The 19,774-nt window shown below is 69.6% G+C and carries 18 protein-coding genes and 1 pseudogene; 2 read left to right on the top strand and 17 right to left on the bottom strand.

The features are described 5' to 3' along the window. Positions 1–172: 172 nt before the first annotated feature. The 10 genes and pseudogenes from DMH01_RS37705 to dacB all read right to left on the bottom strand — a co-directional run. A pseudogene (locus DMH01_RS37705) lies at positions 173–445 on the bottom strand (GTP cyclohydrolase I); the annotation flags it as partial. Continuing rightward, a complete protein-coding gene (ftsH, locus tag DMH01_RS37700; protein ID WP_125683489.1) occupies positions 414–2,831 on the bottom strand; it encodes an ATP-dependent zinc metalloprotease FtsH in 2,418 nt (805 codons plus the stop codon). The gene ftsH and the pseudogene DMH01_RS37705, both read right to left, overlap by 32 nt. 189 nt (positions 2,832–3,020) lie before the next feature. Next, the gene (locus tag DMH01_RS37695) at positions 3,021–3,854 is read right to left on the bottom strand and encodes an ESX secretion-associated protein EspG (RefSeq protein ID WP_125683487.1); all 834 of its coding nucleotides are present in this window, start codon (positions 3,852–3,854) and stop codon (positions 3,021–3,023) included. Between the two features lie 124 nt (positions 3,855–3,978). After that, positions 3,979–4,773, bottom strand: a complete 795-nt coding sequence (locus DMH01_RS37690; protein ID WP_125683485.1) for an ESX secretion-associated protein EspG — start codon at positions 4,771–4,773, stop codon at positions 3,979–3,981. Positions 4,774–5,013: 240 nt separating this feature from the next. Continuing rightward, on the bottom strand, positions 5,014–6,384 hold the full coding sequence (locus DMH01_RS37685; protein ID WP_125683483.1) for a WXG100 family type VII secretion target: 1,371 nt from the start codon (positions 6,382–6,384) through the stop codon (positions 5,014–5,016). Between the two features lie 17 nt (positions 6,385–6,401). Beyond that, positions 6,402–6,764, bottom strand: a complete 363-nt coding sequence (locus tag DMH01_RS37680; protein ID WP_125683481.1) for a hypothetical protein — start codon at positions 6,762–6,764, stop codon at positions 6,402–6,404. A 144-nt stretch (positions 6,765–6,908) separates the two neighbouring features. Beyond that, positions 6,909–7,472 carry a hypoxanthine phosphoribosyltransferase gene (gene hpt, locus DMH01_RS37675; protein ID WP_034310045.1) on the bottom strand — a complete coding sequence of 188 codons (564 nt, stop codon included), beginning with the start codon at positions 7,470–7,472 and terminating at the stop codon, positions 6,909–6,911. A 92-nt stretch (positions 7,473–7,564) separates the two neighbouring features. Next, positions 7,565–8,527, bottom strand: coding sequence for a tRNA lysidine(34) synthetase TilS (gene tilS, locus DMH01_RS37670; protein WP_125683478.1), 963 nt, complete (start codon positions 8,525–8,527; stop codon positions 7,565–7,567). Beyond that, positions 8,524–9,552: a zinc-dependent metalloprotease gene (locus DMH01_RS37665; RefSeq protein ID WP_125684111.1), complete on the bottom strand. Its 1,029-nt coding sequence runs from the start codon at positions 9,550–9,552 to the stop codon at positions 8,524–8,526. The genes tilS and DMH01_RS37665 overlap by 4 nt, the downstream gene beginning before the upstream one ends. Before the next feature lie 108 nt (positions 9,553–9,660). Next, on the bottom strand, positions 9,661–11,694 hold the full coding sequence (gene dacB, locus DMH01_RS37660; protein WP_125683476.1) for a D-alanyl-D-alanine carboxypeptidase/D-alanyl-D-alanine-endopeptidase: 2,034 nt from the start codon (positions 11,692–11,694) through the stop codon (positions 9,661–9,663). A gap of 167 nt (positions 11,695–11,861) precedes the next feature. On the opposite strand from dacB, the gene DMH01_RS37655 reads away from it, so the two are divergent. Beyond that, positions 11,862–12,380, top strand: coding sequence for an inorganic diphosphatase (locus tag DMH01_RS37655; protein ID WP_034310036.1), 519 nt, complete (start codon positions 11,862–11,864; stop codon positions 12,378–12,380). A gap of 267 nt (positions 12,381–12,647) precedes the next feature. Here DMH01_RS37655 and glyA read toward each other — a convergent pair whose 3' ends face one another. The 6 genes from glyA to DMH01_RS37625 form a co-directional block, all read right to left on the bottom strand. Continuing rightward, entirely contained in the window at positions 12,648–13,916 is a 1,269-nt protein-coding gene (glyA, locus tag DMH01_RS37650; RefSeq protein WP_125683474.1) for a serine hydroxymethyltransferase, read from the bottom strand. Positions 13,917–14,027: 111 nt separating this feature from the next. Next, positions 14,028–14,447 (bottom strand): hypothetical protein, encoded by a 420-nt coding sequence (locus DMH01_RS37645; protein ID WP_125683472.1) that lies wholly within the window; start codon positions 14,445–14,447, stop codon positions 14,028–14,030. Continuing rightward, positions 14,444–14,875: a 50S ribosomal protein L11 gene (rplK, locus tag DMH01_RS37640; protein WP_125683470.1), complete on the bottom strand. Its 432-nt coding sequence runs from the start codon at positions 14,873–14,875 to the stop codon at positions 14,444–14,446. The genes DMH01_RS37645 and rplK overlap by 4 nt, the downstream gene beginning before the upstream one ends. Positions 14,876–14,909: 34 nt before the next feature. Beyond that, complete coding sequence (locus tag DMH01_RS37635) at positions 14,910–15,431, bottom strand: gamma carbonic anhydrase family protein (RefSeq protein ID WP_037318393.1); 522 nt, start codon at positions 15,429–15,431, stop codon at positions 14,910–14,912. Between the two features lie 85 nt (positions 15,432–15,516). Then, positions 15,517–16,743: a M14 family metallopeptidase gene (locus tag DMH01_RS37630; protein WP_125684110.1), complete on the bottom strand. Its 1,227-nt coding sequence runs from the start codon at positions 16,741–16,743 to the stop codon at positions 15,517–15,519. Between the two features lie 116 nt (positions 16,744–16,859). Further along, positions 16,860–17,447: a TetR/AcrR family transcriptional regulator gene (locus DMH01_RS37625; RefSeq protein ID WP_034310021.1), complete on the bottom strand. Its 588-nt coding sequence runs from the start codon at positions 17,445–17,447 to the stop codon at positions 16,860–16,862. Between the two features lie 123 nt (positions 17,448–17,570). Between DMH01_RS37625 and DMH01_RS37620 the strand changes: the two genes are divergently transcribed. Next, a complete protein-coding gene (locus tag DMH01_RS37620) occupies positions 17,571–18,035 on the top strand; it encodes a GreA/GreB family elongation factor (RefSeq protein WP_034310019.1) in 465 nt (154 codons plus the stop codon). A gap of 171 nt (positions 18,036–18,206) precedes the next feature. On the opposite strand, the gene DMH01_RS37615 is transcribed toward DMH01_RS37620, so the two are convergent. Beyond that, a complete protein-coding gene (locus tag DMH01_RS37615; RefSeq protein WP_125683468.1) occupies positions 18,207–19,739 on the bottom strand; it encodes a PstS family phosphate ABC transporter substrate-binding protein in 1,533 nt (510 codons plus the stop codon). Between the last annotated feature and the right edge of the window lie 35 nt (positions 19,740–19,774).

Here is a 19,774-nt window from a genome sequence, read left to right as displayed (position 1 = left end):
TTCCACCCGCAGTCGTGACCTCGACAAGCTCACGAGTCTGGTGCGAGCTGATCTCAATGACCGTGGTCTCCTCGACCTTGCCACCCGACAGAGTCCACAACTTGTCACCGACTTCGACCTCGGCCGCCGTCTTGGTACCACCGACTGCATTCACCGTCTGCTTGCTGGGCACGCAGGTCGAGAACATCGGGATGTCCGTCACCAGCACGAGTTCTTCGTGTGCCTCGTCGAACGTGCGGTCCAGGACGTGGTCGGGTTCGGTGTAGAGCCCGGCGAACATTTCCCGGTAAGCGCGAGCGACCCGGGCCGGGGTCTCAAGGAGACCATCCCGGTCCGGGTCCTCACCACAGGCGAGCAGGAGTTCGCGTACGGCCTTCTCGGCCCGGTCCTGGTCGAAGACCGGGCTTGCGCCGTTACCGCTTGGTGTCGTCCTGTCCGTCGTCACGCCGTTGCTGTCCTTCGTCCTGCTGACCGCCGGGCTGGTCAGCGAACCAGCCGTCGCGCGGGCGGTCTTCGGCGGGACGCCAGGGCTGGTTCGGCTGGCCGCCCGGCTGCGTGGCCGGGGTCCATCCGGGAGGAGCCCCGTAGTTCGGCGGACCGCCAACGGGTCCACCCTGGTAACCGCCTGCCGGACCGCCCGGCTGCTGCCCACCATATGCCTGGGGCCAGTGACCGGTGCCGTTCGGCCCACCGTTGGGGCGACCACCGTTGGGGTAGGCGCCCGGCGGCGGCGGAGCGTACGGGTTCGCGTTCGGGTCCGGCGGCGGAGCGGGCTGACCGTACGGCGGGCCACCGGGAAGGTCGCCGCCGCCCTGCGCGGTGCCGACCGGGGTCGGCGCCGGCTGCAGCACCGGCTGCTCCTTCTTCTCCTCCGGCGGGGGCCACGGCTCACCGCGCTCCATCGCCAGCTCGCCGGGGGTCTTGATCGGCGGCTTGTCGGACGGCTTGCGGTCGCCGAACTCGTTGAAGATGGTGATGTGCGGGCGCTTCTCGACGGTCGCGAAGATCCGCTCGAGGTCCTTGCGGGTCAGCGTCTCCTTTTCGAGGAGCTCGATGACCAGCTCGTCCAGCACGTCGCGGTAGGTGCTCAGCACGTGCCACGCCTCGGTGTGCGCGGTCTCGATGAGCTTGCGCACCTCCTCGTCGATCTCGTGCGCGACCTCGAGCGAGTAGTCGGCCTGGCGGCCGGCCGAGCGGCCGAGGAACGGGTCGCCCTGCTCCTGGCCGTACTTGACCGCGCCGAGCCGGGCGCTCATGCCGTATTCGGTGACCATCGCGCGGGCGATCTTCGTCGCCTGCTCGATGTCGGAGGAGGCACCGGTGGTGGGCTCGTGGAAGACGAGCTCCTCCGCCGTCCGGCCGCCCATCGCGAAGACCAGGCGCCCGATCATCTCCGAACGGGTCATCAACTCCTTGTCGTCCTCCGGGACGAGCAGGGCGTGCCCGCCGGTGCGCCCGCGCGGCAGGATCGTCAGCTTGTAGACCGGTTCGATGTCCGGCATCGCCCACGCGGCGAGCGCGTGCCCGCCCTCGTGGTAGGCCGTGATCTTCTTCTCCTTCTCGGAGATGATCCGGCTCTTGCGGGCGGGGCCGCCGACGACGCGGTCGACCGACTCCTCCAGTGCGGCGTCGGTGATCACGTGCCCGTTCTGGCGGGCGGTGAGCAGCGCGGCCTCGTTGAGCACGTTCGCCAGGTCCGCGCCGGACATGCCGACGGTCCGCTTGGCGAGGCTGCTCAGGTCGGTGCCCTGCGCGATCGGCTTGCCCTTGGCGTGCACCTCGAGGATCGCCTTGCGGCCGCGCATGTCCGGCGCGGACACCGGGATCTGGCGGTCGAAGCGGCCGGGGCGCAGGAGCGCCGGGTCGAGGATGTCGGGGCGGTTGGTCGCGGCGATCAGGATGATGCCGCCGCGCGCGTCGAAGCCGTCCATCTCGACGAGGAGCTGGTTCAGCGTCTGCTCGCGTTCGTCGTGGCCGCCGCCGAGGCCGGCGCCGCGCTGGCGGCCGACCGCGTCGATCTCGTCGACGAAGATGATGCAGGGCGCGTTCTGCTTGGCCTGCTCGAACAGGTCGCGGACTCGCGAGGCGCCGACACCGACGAACATCTCGACGAAGTCGGAACCGGAGATCGTGTAGAACGGCACGCCCGCCTCGCCGGCGACGGCTCGCGCGAGCAGCGTCTTACCGGTACCGGGCGGCCCGTAGAGCAGGACGCCCTTGGGGATCTTCGCGCCGAGCGCCTGGTAGCGCGCCGGGTTCTGCAGGAAGTCCTTGATCTCGTACAGCTCTTCGACGGCCTCGTCGGCGCCCGCGACGTCCCCGAAGGTCGTCTTGGGCATGTCCTTGTTGAGCTGCTTGGCCTTCGACTTGCCGAAGTTGAGGACGCGGTTCCCGCCGCCCTGCGCGTTGTTCATCATCCACATCAGCAGGCCCAGCACCAGCGCCAGCGGGATGGCGAAGATCAGGATCTGGGTGAGGACGTTCTGCTGGGTGACCTTGGTGGTGAACTTGACCGGGTTGTCACCGCTCTTGAGGCCGATGAGCTGGCCGTAGATGGTGCCCGCGACGTTCGCCGGGTACTGCGCGATGATCTGGTCGACCTGCTGGCCGTCGACCTCGATCTTCTTGTTCAGCAGCAGCTTGATCTGCTGCTCCTTGTCCTCTTGCGAGGCTTCCTTGACGTTGTTCGCGGTGATCTGCTGGTTCGCGATCGAGATCGGCACCTGGGTGTAGCCACGATCACTGTCGAAGATCGTGTTGTATGCGAGAAACGCCAGTACCGCCGCGAGAATCCAGAGCACTGGGTTCTTGAGCACGCTCTTCCGGTTCATACGACTCGGCCCTGGTGGCCTCGACCCTTCCTGGTTGGGCGGCTCCTGTGATACCCGCCATCACGATCTTGACGACCCATGGTGCTCCGACACCCGCCCCTCAGGATACCGCCCGCCTGGACGGATGAGGGTGGTGAGCCTCTCGGACGTAAACGGCGGACGCCGCGCGAGGGTTCCCGGAGCGGGGGCCTAGCGTGTGTCCACCGCCACACCGGCGGCCATTTCGCCCAGCCGCATCCGGAGTGTCTTGACGTCGGCGGGTGAGACGGTGACCCACTCGCGTCCGTCCGGGCCGGCCTGTGACGTGCTGAGATAGCGTCCGCTGGCGGTGTCGAACCAGCCGAGGACCCGGGACCGCTGCTTGGCGCCCACGTGGGACCGGCTGTTCGCTGCGAGCTGACCGCCGCGCAGCCTCGGCTGGCCGGTGAGCTTGCCGAACGCCTCGCGCGGGTCCGCGGTGATGCGTTCACTCAGCGAGACACGCGGCTTGTCCTTGCGGCGCGTCTTCGCCGCTTCGGGCTCCTCGGCCTGCTTCGTCGCGTTGATGGCGGCGCGGATCGGCTCGGTGCGGCGGGCGTCGTCGATCGGCAGCGTGACGGACGCCTCCGAGCCGCGCTGCCCGGGGGGCAGCAGGTCGACGACCGCCGTCGGGAGCCCGTCGGCGGGTGCCTCACGCAGCCAGATCCCGGACTGGTCCTGGATCGCGATCACCGCGTCGCGGCCGTCGGTGGCGCCGAGCACGGCGATGGTCGGGGCCTGGAATTCGGGGATGTGCAAGGCGTCGATGGTCAGCGAGCCGCGGGCGAGGAGGTACAGCCAGTCCTCGATCCGTCGCTCCAGCCTTCCCCGGCCGTCGCGGATTCCGCGGGCCTGGAGTTCGTTGTCGACGCGCTGGCGCAGCGCCCGGCGTTCGAGTTCGGTCGCGCCGTGCGACCGGACGCGCAGCGGGTATGGCAGGTCGCCGAGCTCGGCGGACTCCCAGAGGAAGTCGAACGCCATCGGTGTGAAGTGTTCCTGGTGCATTGTGCTCCGTGCCCTCCCGGCACCTCGGCTTCATGGGCCTCGGGACGCCCAGAGGTTCACGATAGCGAAGGGGTACGACGGTCGGCGGCCGGATGCGGGAAACGTCCGTGTCGTGGCCGAAGGGTCAGTGCGCGGGCGAGGCCTCGGCCGCGATCTTCCCCAGCAGCTCCGTGAGCCGCTGCCGCAGCGTCGCCGGGTCCGCGGGCGCGACGGTGATCCAGTCCCGTCCGTCGGAACCGCGGGAGGCCTGGGTGAAGTACCGGCCGGACTGCGTGTCGAACCAGCTCAGCACCGAAGACCGGCTCCGCGTGCCGTGCTTGCTGCGCGCGTTCGCGCCGAACTGGCCGCCGCGAAGCCGCGGCTGGGCCTGGAGCCGCGACAGGGCCTTGCGGTCCTCGTCGGACGTCGCCGAGCCGTCGACCTGCGGCTGGCGACGCTGGAGGAAGTCCGCGCCCGAAGCGCCGACGAGCCCGTCCAGCGGGAGGGTGATCGACTTCTCCGTACCGCGCGAACCCGGCGGCAGCAGGGAGACGATCGCGCTCGCGAGGCCGTCCGGGGCGATCGGGTGGAAGTGGAAACCGCGCGGGTCCTGCACCGTCAGCAGGCCTTGGCCGCCGAGCAGCGACGCGACCGCGAGCAGCGGTTCGGTGTTGGGATTGTTGAGCTGGACGCAGTCCAGGCTCAGGTCCGGCCTGGCGAGGACACCGAAGTAGTCCTCGATATGCGGCTCGGGGCGTCCGCGTTCGTCGGCGAGGCGACGCTGGTTCAGCGACTGGAGCGTCTGCGTCCGCAGGGCGCCGCGCTCGTCCATGGTCGCCCCGTGCGAGCGGAGCCGCAGCGGGTACGGCAGCTCTCCGGCGTTCGCGCTCTCCCACAGGAAGTCCAGCTCGACCGGGGTGAGCAGGTCACCGTTCGCCATCATCCGCCCCTAGTGTCTGTTGGTGAACCCGCGTCCGCGATCGGCGTCGGCAGGACACTGCTTGATCAGCTACCTCACGACCGCGGACAGGGTGTCCTGCCACCGCGATAGCGGGGCCTTCGGCCGGGGCGGGTTCACGCGTGGTCGCCTTTCGACATCCATCTTCAGCTCCGCCGACAGGCTCTCGCACAAGTCAGCGGGCGCGCGGCCGGATCGGCCGCGCGCCCGGTGAAAACCGCTCTAGCGTTCGTCGTCTTCGGTCCAGGCGCCGATGACCGGCGGCGGGGTCGCCTCGTTGGCGCCGAAGGCGTCGTCCGGGTCCGGCTCGATGAGGAACGACGCGTGCGTGTGCTCCTCTTCCTGCTCGGCCTGCGCGCCGTGGGCGCCCATGCCCATGCCGCCGCCCATACCGTGCATCGGCGGCGGGGTGGCGCCACCGATGGTGCCGCTGGAGGACACGATGCCCTGCTGCGGCACGGCCTGGGACGCGGCGCTCTGCGCGGGCCCGCCCTTCTCGGTGGCGGCGGCGTCCGTGCTGTCGGTGTCCTTGGCGCCGGACTTGTTGCCCTGGCCGAGCGCCTTGGCGCCCGCGTAGCCGAGGCCGCCGCCGAGCGCGGCCGCGGTGAGGGCCTGGCCGAGCCCGTTGCCGCCGCTCGCCGGGGCGTGCGGGGTCATCGGGGCACCGGCGCCGGACGCGACGCCCGCACCCGGTGCGACACCGGCGGCCGGGCTCGCGGCCGGGGTGTAGCCGGCCTGCGAGAACACGCCCGAGTCCGGACCGGCGTGGACGGGAGCCCCGACGCTGCCCTGCGCGCCGCCGTAACCGTGCGTGCCGGCGAAGACGGGGGTGCCGGAGACGGCGCCCGAGTTGAGGCCCGCGCCGCCGATGTTGCCGACGCCGCTGAACCCGGCGCTGTTGTGCGTCGCGGTCGGCTTCATGCCGAGGGATTCGGGGCCGAAGCTCGGGGTCGAGCTATCGACCTCGCTCATCTCCTTGGTGTAGGCCTCGAGGAACCTGGCCTGCTCCGCCCGCACTTCCTTGTCCTGGTCGGCGAGGGGCTTCTGGTCGGTGATCATGCCGATCGGGCCTGCCGCCAGCGCCTGGCCCATGGCCTTCTCGGGGCTGTAGTCGGTCGGCTTCGGCATGAGCTTGACCTTGGTGGCGGCGTCGGCCTGCTTCTGCAGCCTGTCCGACATCGTGTGCGCGGCCTCGGAGGCCTGCGAACCCGAGTTCGCGATGGCGACCAGCGAACCCTGCGCGGCCGCGGCGCCCTGTCCGATCCAGGCGGCGCCCAGTTCGGAGATCGCGTTGTAGAGGTCGTTCGACGCCTGGCTCAGCTTGCTGCCGTGCGAGCCCCAGGACTGGCTGATGGCGGTCGCGGTGCTGGGGTCGTTGCCCAGGTTGGCCTGGTTCCACAGGTCCTGGCTGCTCGGCGCGCTCTCCCAGTTCGGCGGGTTGCTGATGGCGCGGTCGGCGCCGATGTCGAACCCGTCGGAACGGCCGCGCGCGGAGGAGACGATGCTCTCGGCGTGCGAGTTGTCGCCGAGCTGGACCGGCGTGGTGCTGCTGCTGCTCTCGCCGTAAGAGTCGGCGCTGTGCTTCGGTGGCATGGCTTTCTGACTCCCCCTCAGACGTTACGGAACGGCTCGGCCGCGGCCTGGTCGATCTCGTGGTAGCGGGCCATCGCGGTCACGATGCCGGACTCGGCGGCCTCGTACTGCTGGAAAAGGTTCTGGAGCGCGGCCGCGTACGAGTCGCCTCCGCCGTCGGCACGGTTCGCCACCTTCGCGGCGATCGCGTTGCCGACCGGGTTGTTGCCCAGCTTCGGCGCCTGCCCGAGGTCGCCGGCCCGCTGGAGAAGGGCCTCGATGGCGTCCTTGCCGGTGCGGATCTTGTTCAGGACGGTCTGGGCCGCGTCAGGGTCGATCCCGACCTGACCCTGGGCCGCGGCGTTCTTGAACGCGTTCGCGTCCGCCAAGCTGTTCCCCATCTGAGCTCTCTCCGTTTCCCCCGGGCCAGGCCACGACGGCTGTGTGGCAAAGGTCTTCGCATAGGTTAACGCACTCGATCGCAGCCTATGACGCGTTCTCGCCGCTCAGGGTTCCGTATTTCCGCATACGCGGGCAAGCGGTTCTCAGGACGTGTAGACGTGCGGATCCAGGGTGCCGATGTAGGGCAGGTCCCGGTAACGCTCCGCGTAGTCCAGGCCGTATCCGACTACGAATTCGTTGGGAATGTCGAACCCGATGTACTTGACCGGTACGTCGACCTTGACCGCCTCCGGCTTGCGCAGGAGCGAGACGACCTCGAGCGACGCGGGGTTGCGGCTCGCGAGGTTCTTCAGGAGCCAGGACAGGGTCAGCCCGGAGTCGACGATGTCCTCGACGATGAGCACGTCGCGGCCGGCGATGTCGCGATCGAGGTCCTTGAGGATCCGCACCACGCCGGACGACGACGTCGCCGAGCCGTAGGAGGAGACCGCCATGAACTCGAGCTGGCAGGGAAGGGGGAGCGCCCTGGCGAAGTCGGTCATGAACATCACCGCGCCCTTGAGCACGCCGACGAGCAGGAGGTCTCCCTGCCCGGCGCCGGGGCCGTCGGCCGGGTAGTCCGCCGCGACCTTTGCCGCCAACTCGGCGATCTTGTCGTTGATCTGCTGCTCGGTGACGAGCACGGAGGCGATCTCGCCTTCGTACACGGGACGATCCCCTCTAGGTGGTGGACTGGGGTGCTTCGGCTGAGCCTGTTCGCGGAGCCGGGTCGTGTCGATGAATGGTCACGATACGGGGTTTACCCGATCGACACCGTGAGCCTGCCATGCGCCCGCGCGGCCACCAAGTCGCCGGGTAGCCAGACCCCGCCTTGACCCCGCCAGTTCCCCACCAGAGCGTCGACCGAACGCAGGTGGGCGTCGGTGAGTTCGCGGACGCCGGAGTCCAGCAGCCACCTGCGGAGGACGCGTCGCCGCAGCGCGGGCGGTTCGGTGGCGAGCACCGCGACGTCGAGCCCTTCGCCGGTGAAGGCGCGTAGGTGGACCTCGCCCGCGAGTGTGTCCAACGCCTCGGTGTCCTCACGCAGTTGCGCCGCCGTGCGAGCGAGCGACGCCGCGACACCGCCGGACAGCACATCCTCCAGAAGGGGCAGTACTTCGGTCCGTAACCGGACACGGGTGAACCGCGGGTCTTCGTTGTGCGGGTCCTGCCACGGGTCGACGCCGAGCGCCTGGCAGGCCCGCCGGGTGGTGGCGCGGGTGACGCCGAGCAGCGGCCGTCCCCATGGCGGATCATGCGGGCGCATCCCGGCCAGCGACCGCGGCCCGGAACCCCGGCCGAGGCCGAGCAGCACGGTTTCGGCCTGGTCGTCGAGGGTGTGGCCGAGCAGGACGACACCGCGTCCGTCCGGCAGCGCCGAGCGCAAGGCGCCGTAGCGGGCCCGGCGGGCCGCCGCTTCCGGTCCGCCCGCGCCCTCGACCCGCACCTTCAGGACTTCGGCCGTGTCGACGCCCAGTTCCCGTGCCGTGTTCGCGGCGCGGGCGGCGGTTTCGGCGGAACCGTCCTGGAGGCCGTGGTCGACGACGAGTGCCCGCACCTTCAGCCCCGCGCGGCCGCCGGTGAACGCGGCCGCTTCGGCCAGCGCCAAGGAGTCCGCGCCGCCGGAGACCGCGACGCAGACTTCCTCGGCCGCGCTCACCGAGGCGAGGAAGTCCCGCACGGCCGTCCGCACGGCCGCGATCGCCGGATCCGGTCCGCTCACCCGTGCAGGCGCCGCACCCAGGCCGCCGGATCGCTGATCTCGGCCCTGGTCGGCAGCGTGTTCGGCGACGTCCACACCGCGTTGAAACCGTCCATACCGACGGCGTCGACGACGTGCTTGGTGAACTTCGCGCCCTGTTCGTACTGGCGCAGCTTCGCGTCCACGCCGAGGAGGCTGCGCAGCACGCGGTCGATCAGGCCGCCGCCCTTGCGCCGTGCGGTGAACCGCGAACGGATCAGCTCGACACTCGGCACGACCTGCGGCCCGACGGCGTCCATCACGAAGTCGGCGTGCCCCTCCAGCAGCGTGGAGAGGGCGAGGAGCCGGTCGAACACCGCTCGTTCGCTCGGCGACTGCAGGAGTTCGGCGAGACCGGCGCCGCCCGCCTTGCCCTTGCCGATCTGCTTGATGGTGTCCGGCAGGCGGCCGACCAGATCGCTCAGCCCGTCCGCGTCCCGGCCGGCGAGCCCGCCGATCAGGCGCTCGACCTCGTCGGCGAAGTAGTCGCGCAGCCAGGTGACCGCGGTGAACTGCAACCGGTGGGTGCATTCGTGCAGGCAGACCCACAACCGGAAGTCGTGTCCCGACACGTCCATCGCGCGCTGGGCGGCGACCACGTTCGGCGCGACGAGCACCAGCCGCCCGGCGCGGTCCGGCCCGCCGAACGGGTCGTACTGGCCGAGCACGCGGGAAGCCAGGAAGGCGAGCACCAGGCCGGTCTGCACGCCGGCGCCCCCGGCCAGCACGGGCGCCAGCGGGCCGCCCTGCGCCTCCGGCAGCGCACGGCCGGTGAGCGCGTCGAGCCCCGCCGCGGCCGAACGGACCCAGCCGGGCCGGTCGACGACTTCGGCGGGCAGCAACGGCAGATCGAGGCCGAGCCCGGTCAGCTCGCGGACGTGTCCCTCGGCCTCACCGGTCAGGTCACGGAGATCGGCGACGGCTTCTTCGGCCTCTTCGCGGTCGACCACCGGACCACCGCGCACCAGGAGGGCACCCGTCGAGGCGGCCAGGGACCAGTCGACCATCGAACGTGTCTTGGTCGGCGTTTCCTCAGTCACTCTTATGACGCTACCCGCTGGAAGACCGGATTCCGTCCCGACTTCCTCACGCTCCGATTCCGGTCGCTCACCGAATCACCGGCAGCCGCACTTGTGCAGGGTCGCCGCGACGACGTCGAGCGCCGCCCTGCCCTTGTTCTGGTCCGAACCGGACGACATCAGCGCGAACACCAGCATCCGGCCGTCGGTGTCCAGCACCACGCCCGCCAGGGTGTTCACGCCGGACAGCGTCCCGGTCTTGCCGCGCACCCAGCCGCGGCCCGCGGCCGACGCCGGATCACCGTAGCGCTTCTCCAGCGTCCCGCTGCCGCCCGCGACCGGGAGACCGGCCAGCAGGGGCCGCAGCTTGGCCGTCCGCGGATCCTTGCCGTCCGGCGCGGCCGCGACCGCGAGGATCTCGCTGAGCACCTTGGCCGGGATCTTGTTCTGGTCGGACAGTCCGCTGCCGTCGTTGATCTGGACGCCGGTGAGGTCGAACCCGGCCTGCTTGAGCACGTCCATCGTCGTGGTCGCGCCGCCGGTGAACGACGCCTCGGCGCCCTTCGCGAGCGCGAGCTGACGGGCGAGGACGTCGGCCATCAGGTTGTCCGAAAGCTGCATCAGCGAGTTGGCGAACTCCGCGAGCGGCTGGGACTTGACCTCGCCGAGCACCTTCGCGTCCTTCGGCGCCGTCGTCGTGCCGCCGGCTTGGGCTTCGAGCTTGCCCGCGATCTTCTGCGTCAGCGCGGCCGCCGGATTGGCGACACGGGGCGCGTGGTCGTTCTTCGGGTCGGTGCGGCCGCCGTCGGCCATCACGGGGAGGACCGGCGCCATGTAGGTATTCCCGGCGGCGGTGTCCTCGGGGTCCCAGCCCTTCGCGGACGTCGGTCCCTTGAACAGGCTGATGTCCAGCTGGACCTTGGAGATCTTGCCGCCCGAGGCCTTCTTGACCTGGGCGACGAGGTCGTCGACGTGGGCCGCGCCGGGGTACAGCGGCGAGTCCGTGCCCAGCGGCAGCGAGGTCAGCGACGGGTCGCCGCCCGCGACGAGGACGACCGTGCCCGGTTCGGCGCCCTGGACGATCTTCGTCGAGAACTGCGTCCCGGGGTCCATAGACAGCAGAGCCGCCGCGACGACGAGGATCTTCGTGGTCGACGCCGGGGTCAGCGGGGTGCCGGAGTTCTTGTCCCACAGGACTTCGCCGGACGCCGCGTCCACGACGGTGCCGGTGAGCGTGCCCAGGTCGGGCGAACCGGCGGGGCCGGCCAGCGCGGCCGCGAGCCCTTCCTTCGTCGGCCCGGCGCCGTTGATGTCCGGCCCGTGCAGGACCCGGGTGATACCCGCGGGCTTGGGGATCTCGCCCTTCGGCGCGTTCGGCGCCCAGGGCAGGCCGAGGCGGTTCGACACCTTCGGCATCGCGGCGGCGCCGCCCATCCCGGCCAGCAGCAGGACGACGACCAGGGTCGTGATCAGCAGGGCCTTGCGTTTGCGCTTCGGCTTCGGCGCGGGAGCGGTCTCGGTTTCGGCGGCCGGGGGTTCCTGGGACGGCGGCTCGGGCCGCTGGATCCCGACGGTCGCTTCGGAGTCGAAGCGCTCTTCGGCGGGCTCGATGCGGACCGGACGCGCGTGCATGGTCGCGGACGGGACCGGCGCGGGAGCGGGCGGCTCGACCCGGTTCTGCTCGGGACGGCGCGGCGGATCCTGCCTCGGGGGCTCCTGCCTCGGCTCGGGTCTCGAGGGCTCGGCGTCACGCTGTGGAGTGGCGGTGCCCCGGTCGAACTGGTCCCAGTCCGGTTCGTCCTTGTGCTGCGGCTCGACGGGCTGGACGAAGAGCGTCTTCGGCTCTTCTCGCTGCTCCGGCTCGACCGGCGTCACCGGTTCGAAGGCGGACCACTTGGGCGTCGGGGTCTCCGGAACGTCCGGTTCCTCCTCCACCTCGACCACCGGCTCGAACCAGGAACCACTTTCGGGTGTGACCTTCGGCACTGACAGCTCTTCGGTCTTGCCGTTCGCCATCCCCGTCATGGGCAGCCACATCGTGGCCTCGCCCTCCCCCTTCGTGCCCTTGGGCTCGGCGGATGAGGTGTCCTTGTCGTCCGACGGCCACCTCGGGACATCGTTTTCCGGCACTCAACGCTCCTTCATCCACCGTCCGGGGAAGGGGCCAAGCTCACATACGACCACATCGATGCGACCGCCCGAGCCCCCGTGGTCCACACTAGTGAAGACAAGACGATGATTTCGGTGAGCCGTCCGCGACGGCGGGGCGTACCAAAGACGAGAGCAGCGAGGCCGGCGTGGAATTCGACGTCACTATCGAAATCCCCAAGGGGGAGCGCAACAAGTACGAGGTGGACCACAAGACCGGTCGGATCAAACTCGACCGGACGCTGTTCACCGCCACCCAGTACCCCGCCGACTACGGGTTCATCGACGACACCCTCGGCCAGGACGGCGACCCGCTCGACGTCCTGGTGCTCGTCCAGGAGCCGACCTTCCCGGGCTGCCTGATCCGCTGCCGCGCGATCGGCATGTTCCGGATGACCGACGAGAAGGGCCCGGACGACAAGGTCCTCGCGGTGCCCACGAACGACCCGCGGCTGGAGCACCTCCGCGACATCCACCACCTGAACGAGTTCCACAAGCTCGAGATCCAGCACTTCTTCGAGGTGTACAAGGACCTGGAGCCGGGCAAGAGCGTCGAGGGTTCGAGCTGGGTCGGACGGTCCGAGGCCGAGGCCGAGATCAAGCGTTCGCTCGACCGTGAGACCGACCGGCTGGCCAAGGAGGCCATCGACGGTCCGGCGGCTCACTAGTTTCGGAGTGCCGAAGGGGCCCTTCACCGCATCGCATGCGGTGAAGGGCCCCTTCGTGCGTTTCGTAAGTGCCTGGTCGCGTCTCCCCAGTACATGAAGGCCCCCTTCCTTGCGCCTAGGTACAGGAAGGGGGCCTTCATGTACCTCGACTGCGCCTCCCCGCAGGTCACCGCCCGCCGACGGTGTCGATCGATCCCGGCCCGTAGCGCGTGAAGGCCCCCTTCCCTCGGCTCAGTCGAGGGAAGGGGGCCTTCACGCGCTACCTGCTTAAGCCGAGTAGCCCGGGATCGGGAACGGCGCCAGGAACTCGCGGATCTCGGCGGCGATGGTGTCCAAAGCGGACTGTTCCTCGCCCGCCGCCGCGGTGATCGTGCGGTCGATCCACTCCGCGACCTGCGTCTGGTGCTCCGGCTTGAGCCCGCGGGTGGTGATCGCGGAGGTGCCGAGCCGGATACCGGACGGGTCGAACGGCTTGCGCGGGTCGAACGGCACCGTGTTGTAGTTCAGCTCGATGCCCGCGCGGTCCAGCGCCTGCGCGGCGGGTTTGCCCGGCACGTTCTTGTTCGTCAGGTCGATCAGCAGCAGGTGGTTGTCGGTGCCGCCGGACACGAGGTCGTAGCCGCGCTCCACCAGCGCCTCCGCCAGCGCACGCGCGTTCGCGACGATCGTGTGCGCGTAGTCGGAGAACTCCGGCTTCTGCGCCTCGCCCAGCGCGACGGCGATCGCGGCGGTCGTGTGGTTGTGCGGGCCGCCCTGCAGTCCGGGGAACACCGCCTTGTCGACGGCCTTCGCGTGGTCGGCGTCGGAAAGGATCATCGCGCCGCGCGGACCGCGCAGCGTCTTGTGCGTGGTCGTGGTGATGACCTGCGCGTGCCCGACCGGCGACGGGTGCGCGCCACCGGCGACCAGCCCGGCGATGTGGGCGATGTCGGCGACCAGGACCGCGTCGACCTCACGGGCGATCTCCGCGAACGCCGGGAAGTCGATGGTGCGCGGGATCGCGGTGCCGCCCGCGAAGATCAGCTTCGGCCGGTGCTTCAGCGCGAGTTCGCGGACCTGGTCGAGGTCGACGCGGCCGGTCTCCTTGCGGACGCCGTAGCGGACCGGGGTGAACCACTTGCCGGTCGCGGACACGCTCCAGCCGTGCGTGAGGTGGCCGCCGTCCGGCAGCGCCATGCCGAGCACGGTGTCACCCGGCTGCGCGAAAGCGAGGTACACCGCGAGGTTCGCCGGGGAGCCGGAATACGGCTGGACGTTCGCGTGGTCGACGCCGAAGACGGCCTTCGCGCGCTCGATGGCGAGCTTCTCGACCTGGTCGATGAGCTGCTGGCCCTCGTAATACCGCTTGCCGGCGTAGCCCTCGGAGTACTTGTTGGTGAGGACGGTGCCCGTCGCCTCCAGTACGGCCTGGGAGACGTAGTTCTCGGACGCGATCAGGCGGATCTTGTCGTGCTGGCGTTTCGCCTCGTCCTCCACGAGCCCCGCGATCTGCGGGTCGGCGGCGGCGAGCGCGGAAAGTTCGGGCTGGTGTGTCATCGGACGTACTCCTGCCAGAGACGGCCGGACCCAGGCGCGCGGTACCGGCCTTGTCGTCGCTTCCCGGTGGTGCTCCACCTCAAATGGCGCCAGTCGCTGGTGCGGACCAGACTAGAGCACTCCGCTCGGGCGTGACTCGGCGTGCGGACGATGCCGGGCGCACCATCGGCGGCTGCATCCGGCCGTGCGATCACAGAACGCCTGTGCGCAGACGGCGCAGCGTTTGATCCGCCGCCAGCCGCCGAACACGACGAGTTCCGCCAGCCCGGAGGCGCCCGCGACCAGGTCGCCGCAGCCCGGCCACGACGGCACCTGCACCAGGCGCCAGCCGTTCCCGACCTCGACCAGCCGGGGCGCGGCGCCGTTCCCGGCGAGGACCCGGTTGAGCCGATCGGCGGCGGCGTACTCGTCGGGCAGCGCCGACACGACACCGGTGAGCCACGGATTTCCTTGCGCCAAAAGCCTTTCCGCGACCTCGAGCGCCGGGTCGAGGTCGCGGAAAGGCGGGACGATCACGTGCTTGCGCGTCACGGTTCTTCGATCGCGACGCCCATCGAGCGGGCCGTGCCCGCGATCGTGCGCATGGCCGCTTCGATGTCGCCGGTGTTGAGGTCCGGCAGTTTCCGCTCGGCGATCTCGCGCAGCTGTTCCCGGGTCAGCTTCCCGGCGACCTCATGTCCCGGACGACCGGATCCCTTGCCGCCCAAGGCTTTCTTGATGAGGAACGACGCCGGCGGGGTTTTCAGCCGCAGTTCGAAGGAGCGATCCTCGAACACCGACACGACCACCGGAACGATGTCGCCGCGCTGCGTGGCGGTCGCCGCGTCGTAGGCCTTCTTGACCTCGACGAGGTTCACGCCGGTCTGCCCGAGCGTCTTCCCGAGGTTGACCACCGGCGCGTTGCCGGCGGTCAACTCGAGCGTCGCCTGGTGTGTCTTCTTCTTCGTCTTCGGTGCCATGCGCCCGAAGCTATGGTCTCCAGTTACTGGAGAGTCAATCGATCTGCTTGACGCTCTCCGCGTGGCGGCGTGCCAGCTCCTGGTAGATCGCCGCGTTGTGCTCGACCCAGCCGCGGGCGGTGCCGTCGAGCGGGACGTGCTTCTTCGCCGGGCTGCCCATGGCGACCGTCTCCGGCGGGATGATCATCCCCGGCGTCACCGTGGCGCCGGCCGCGACCAGGGCCTTCGCGCCGATCTGCGCCTTGTCGAGCACAGTCGAGCCGTTCCCGATCAGCGCCTGCTCGCCGATCGTGCAGTCGTGCACGAGGCACTGGTGCCCGACCGTGACGTTCTTGCCGACCTCGGTCACGCCGCCGTTGACGTGGATGACCGAGTTGTCCTGGATGTTGGCGCCCTCGCGGATGAGGATCCGCCCGAAATCGGCGCGCAGCACGGCGCCGTACCAGACGGAGGCGCCCTTCTCGACGACGACGTCGCCGATCAGGGTGGCGGTGGGGGCGATCCACGCTTCGGGATCCACCTGGGGACGGTGTCCCTCGAATTCGAACATCGGCATGCCCCGCACCCTATGCGCCCGAGCGCGTGAAGGCCCCCTTCACGCGGCTGAGCCGAGGGAAGGGGGCCTTCACGCGCTGAATGGGTCAGCCGATGGCGGTGTTCAGCAGGAGGTCCACGGCCTTGTCGTTACGCGTGGTCTCCCGGACGATCACCTCGTCGGGCGGGTAGAAGCCGGGGTTCGATCCCCGCGGGTACATCTCGAAGGTGAAGCTCAGGATCTTGTGGGTGCCCCACATCCAGTCGTCGATCGTCCCGTCCGTGATGTACAGGTCGCTCGACTGCTGCGGCGTGTAGCCGTTGGTCGCCGCCAGCTGCCGCCCCAGCGTCTGGAACCGCTGCGCTTCCGCGGCGGTCATGCCGGGGGCGGTGTCGTTGTAGGTGAAGCCGAACGGCCACAGCACGAGCTCCGAATAGGTGTGGAAGTCGATGCTCGCCTTGATCTGCTGGACGCCGCCGATCTTGCGCGAGTTGACGAAGTTGGACACCGCGCGGGTCTCGGGCGCGGAGAACGCCGAGGGACCGCGGTAGGTCTCACTGGTCGTCGAGCCCGACGAACCACCGCAGCAGCCCCAGTTGTAGGCCCAGTTGCGGTTGGGGTCGGTGCCGTTGCCCTGGCGGTTCTTGCGCCAGTACTTGTAGCTGCCGCCGGAGATGTCGTACTCCGAGCCGTCCGGGTTGACGTTCGGGATCACGTAGATCTCGGCGCTGTCGACGAACCGTTTGATCGCCGGGTCGGAGGCGTAGCCCTGGGTGAACCGGTTCACGATCCGCAGGCACATCTCGGTGGTGAGGTGCTCGCGGGCGTGCTGGTTGCAGGTGAAGAGGACTTCGGGCTCGTTCTCGTCCGTGGCGACGTTGTCACTGATCTTGAGCATGTTCAGCGCGCGGCCCTGGTACGAGTTGCCGACGCTGCTCAGGCGCGCGATCGAGCCGAAGTTCGACTGGGCGTTGCGGAGTTCGGTCGTGACCTCGGCGTAGTTGTGGAAGCCGGAGTCCGACGGCGGGAAGTCGTTGATCGCGTTGGTGCCGACCTTCTCCGACCGGTCGACGACGCCGCGCTGCTCGACGCGGTAGCCGAGCGAACGGATCTTCGCCGCGTCGCTCGCCTCGCCGATGAACGTGGTCGTGCCGCCCGCGGAACCGAGGACGTCGACACCGAGCCGGGAGATCTGGGTGCGCTGCTGCGAGGTCCCGGTGCCGAAGACCTCGTAGATCTGCACCTGCGCGTCCTCGGCCTGCTGGTCCGCGGTCGCCGGACTCGCCGCGACCGGGATGGTGAACGCCGCGACGGCCGCGATCGCCGCGGCCATGCACCGTCTTATGCGCATCGTCGTCTCCTAGCTCTCAGGCAAGGGAAGGGGAACCTCACCATGGCCGGAGCGGGAAGACCGAACAATCCGTAACGGTACGGATCTAATGCGTATTTCTACCCGTAGTTCGCGAAACAGAGAGCTTCGATGTCGCCACGCAACGCGGCGAACGGCCGCCGCCGGACGCGCTGCTGGACGATCGCGCCGAGCAGGTAGGACAGCAGTGCGCGCGCCCGTGCCCGCGGGTCTTCGACGTCGAGCGGGGCGAGCAGTTCCGCGAGGAGTTCGGTGATCGACGTCAGCATCACGTCGATGGCCTGAGGATGCTGCGCGCGGCCCGCGGCGATCCAGTATTCGAACCAGAGGAAGGCCGCGTTCGGGCGGCCGGAGAACTCGCCGAGGAAGGCCTCCAGCGCGGCGAAGAGCCGCTCGGACGGGTGATCGTGCTTCGCCGAAATTTTGCGCAAATCGGCGATGAACGTTGTGATGTGCGCCGCCATCGCGCGGTCGATCAGGACGTCGATATCCGCGAAGTAGTAATGAATCGCACTCTTCGTGAGCGGTCCGGCGTCCGCGATCGCGCGGACGGTGCAGCCCGCGAGCCCGTCCCTGGCGAGCACGACACGCGCCGCTTCGACGATCTGTTCCTGTTTCTGCAGCTGATTGGGGGAGAGCCGCGCGCTGCGGCCGGGAACGGCGGTCACGAAGTTCCTTACACCAAGTAGTCAGGACGGGAGCCCTGAAGCTTAGGGCAACCGTCCTGGCCGATCACAGCGGGTGAAAAATCTAGGTGGCTAGCCGCCGATCCGTAGCGGACAATGCGCGGCATGGTGACCTCAGGGGACAACGGGTTCAGCCCGGCCGCGCGACGGCAGCTGGAGAAGGAACTCGCCGATCTGCGTGCGCAGCGCGACGCGATGGCGCCGCTCGTCGGTGAGCAGGAACGAACCGGCGACGCCGCCGATCAGGCGGAGGTGCTGGACCGCGCGGAGGCCGCCGCCTACCTCGACCGGCGCATCGCCGACGTCGCGGCGAAGCTCGAGCACGGCGGCCGGAACAGCAAGGGTCTGCTGCCCGACGGCACCACCGTCACCCTCAGGTTCGCCGACGGCGACGAGGACGAGCTCCACATCGTCACGATCCCGGGCGAGGACGCCGACGCCTCCACGGTCACTTCGGACAGCCCGCTCGGCCTGGCGCTCGTCGGCGCCAAGGAGGGCGACGAGATCACGTACCGGACGCCGCGCGGCGAGACCAGCGCCACCGTCGTCACGCTGAAGCCGCCCGCCTGACTCGTTCCCGCGTGAAGGCCCCCTTCATGACCTGAAGGGGGCCTTCACGCGCTTGCCGAGGGGAAGTCTGGACGCATGTCGCGAAAGCCACTTTCGCGACGCCTGATGTCCCGAAAGTGGCTTTCGCGACGCCCTGAGCCGGGGCCGGCGTCCGGGTGCCTGAGGGGGCCTTCACGCACCCGGACGGCACAGCACCGGATTCGCCAGTTCCGCGCACGGCCGGTGCCCATGGGACCGGACGATGTCCTTGCCGACCTGATTCGTCAGGTACCGCAGGAAGCTCGCGACGAGCGAGTCGGCCTTCGGCTCGCCGAACGTGTACGCGTACTCGGTCTCCCAGAACGGGTACGCCGCGTGGATCGCACCCTCCAGGGTCGCCTGGTGGCCGTCGATCCGCACCGGCAGCACGTCCTCGCGTTTCGTGGCCGCGCCCAGTTCGCTGTAGCCCAGCGCGCCCGGCACCCGCGAAACCGCGTCGAGGACGTCGCTGGTGGACGGCTTCGCGCACCGCACCACTCCCGGCTGGGCGCCCGGCGCCGGTTTGAGGCAGTCGTCGGAGTTGTCGCCGGGTTCCCGCTTGCCCGCCAGGATCTGGGCCTCGAACGTCCGCCGCGTGCCGGAATCGGAATGCCGGTCGACGAGCCGGACCGGCTGATCCTTGCCGCCGATCTCCCGCCAGTTCGCGATCTTGCCGTCGTAGACGTCGCGGATCTGCGCGAGCGAAAGGTCCTGGACGCCCGATTCCTTGTTGACCACGAGCGTGAACAGCGAGAACGCGACCGGGCGCGGCAGCAGTTGCGGGAATCCTTCGCCCTTCGCGCCGTCGGAGAACGCCAGCGTGCCGTCGTTCGCCGCCTGGTTCAGGCTGCCCAGCCCTTCGGCGCTCCCCCGGCTGTCGAAGACGAACGACGCGCCTGGGCACGTCTTCGAGTACGAAGCCGTCGCTTCCTTCAGCACCGGCGCGAAGGCCGTCGAGCCGGTGATCGTGAGCTTCCCGGACGCGCAGTCCAGCGGCGGCGGCTTCTCGTCGAAGAACAGCGACCGGGTCAGCTGGAAGATGCTGATCACGACGAGGAAGAGGATCAGCGCCATCACCGAACCGGTCGGCCCGGTGCGACTCTTGGTCTCGCGGAGGCTGCCGCCCTTGATCTCGCCGATGACCTGAGGATCGTCGAAAGCGTCGGGCGAGCCGTTGGGGACGCGGTCGAGCACGGCGAGGATCTTGTAGTGCGCGCCGCGGTTCAGCGGCACCCTCGGCAGGTCGATCACCCCGGCCGGCCGTTCGGGGTTCTCGTCGCGCGCGCCGAAACCGGAGTCGTCGCCGAAACATTCGTGCAGATGCGGCGAGCTGAGTTCGGTCACCACCATCCCGGCCACGGTGCGGCCGGGGAACTTCACGCGGATGCCGACGTGGTCGTTCTCGTTGACCGCGTAGTCGTCGGTGTCGATGTCGGTGGTGCCGCTGTTCTCGATGCGCAGCAGCACGAACGACGGGTCGACGAGCCGTTCGCCGTTCTCGTGCTGGAGCTGCGCGAGCGCGTCGGCCGACGGCGCGAACCCGCGCCCGGACGCCGTCGGGGTGTCCATCTGCACGCGGTAGCCGAGCCGTTTGCGGCCGACGAGCACGAACTCCCACAGGAACGCGACGGCCGGGACGGCGATCCCGACCACCGCGAGCAGGACGTCCCAGGGAAAGCCTTCCAAGACCAGCCTCCAGGTTCGGGGTGTCGAACCTATGG

The organism is Amycolatopsis sp. WAC 04182 (assembly GCF_003947465.1).
Taxonomy (GTDB): Bacteria; Actinomycetota; Actinomycetes; order Mycobacteriales; family Pseudonocardiaceae; genus Amycolatopsis.
Note: the sequence above shows the minus strand (reverse complement) of the source record. Positions and strands in the feature narration are given on the sequence as shown.

Bases quoted from the DNA above. Each gene is read 5' to 3' on its own strand.
- DMH01_RS37630 (WP_125684110.1), bottom strand. From the start codon at position 16,743: ATGGCCGCGGCGATCGCGGCCGTCGCGGCGTTCACCATCCCGGTCGCG.
- DMH01_RS37690 (WP_125683485.1), bottom strand. From the start codon at position 4,773: ATGGCGAACGGTGACCTGCTCACCCCGGTCGAGCTGGACTTCCTGTGG.
- DMH01_RS37665 (WP_125684111.1), bottom strand. From the start codon at position 9,552: ATGGTCGACTGGTCCCTGGCCGCCTCGACGGGTGCCCTCCTGGTGCGC.
- DMH01_RS37620 (WP_034310019.1), top strand. From the start codon at position 17,571: ATGGTGACCTCAGGGGACAACGGGTTCAGCCCGGCCGCGCGACGGCAG.
- DMH01_RS37635 (WP_037318393.1), bottom strand. From the start codon at position 15,431: ATGCCGATGTTCGAATTCGAGGGACACCGTCCCCAGGTGGATCCCGAA.
- DMH01_RS37695 (WP_125683487.1), bottom strand. From the start codon at position 3,854: ATGCACCAGGAACACTTCACACCGATGGCGTTCGACTTCCTCTGGGAG.
- DMH01_RS37680 (WP_125683481.1), bottom strand. From the start codon at position 6,764: ATGGGGAACAGCTTGGCGGACGCGAACGCGTTCAAGAACGCCGCGGCC.
- rplK (WP_125683470.1), bottom strand. From the start codon at position 14,875: ATGGCACCGAAGACGAAGAAGAAGACACACCAGGCGACGCTCGAGTTG.
- glyA (WP_125683474.1), bottom strand. From the start codon at position 13,916: ATGACACACCAGCCCGAACTTTCCGCGCTCGCCGCCGCCGACCCGCAG.
- DMH01_RS37685 (WP_125683483.1), bottom strand. From the start codon at position 6,384: ATGCCACCGAAGCACAGCGCCGACTCTTACGGCGAGAGCAGCAGCAGC.
- ftsH (WP_125683489.1), bottom strand. From the start codon at position 2,831: ATGAACCGGAAGAGCGTGCTCAAGAACCCAGTGCTCTGGATTCTCGCG.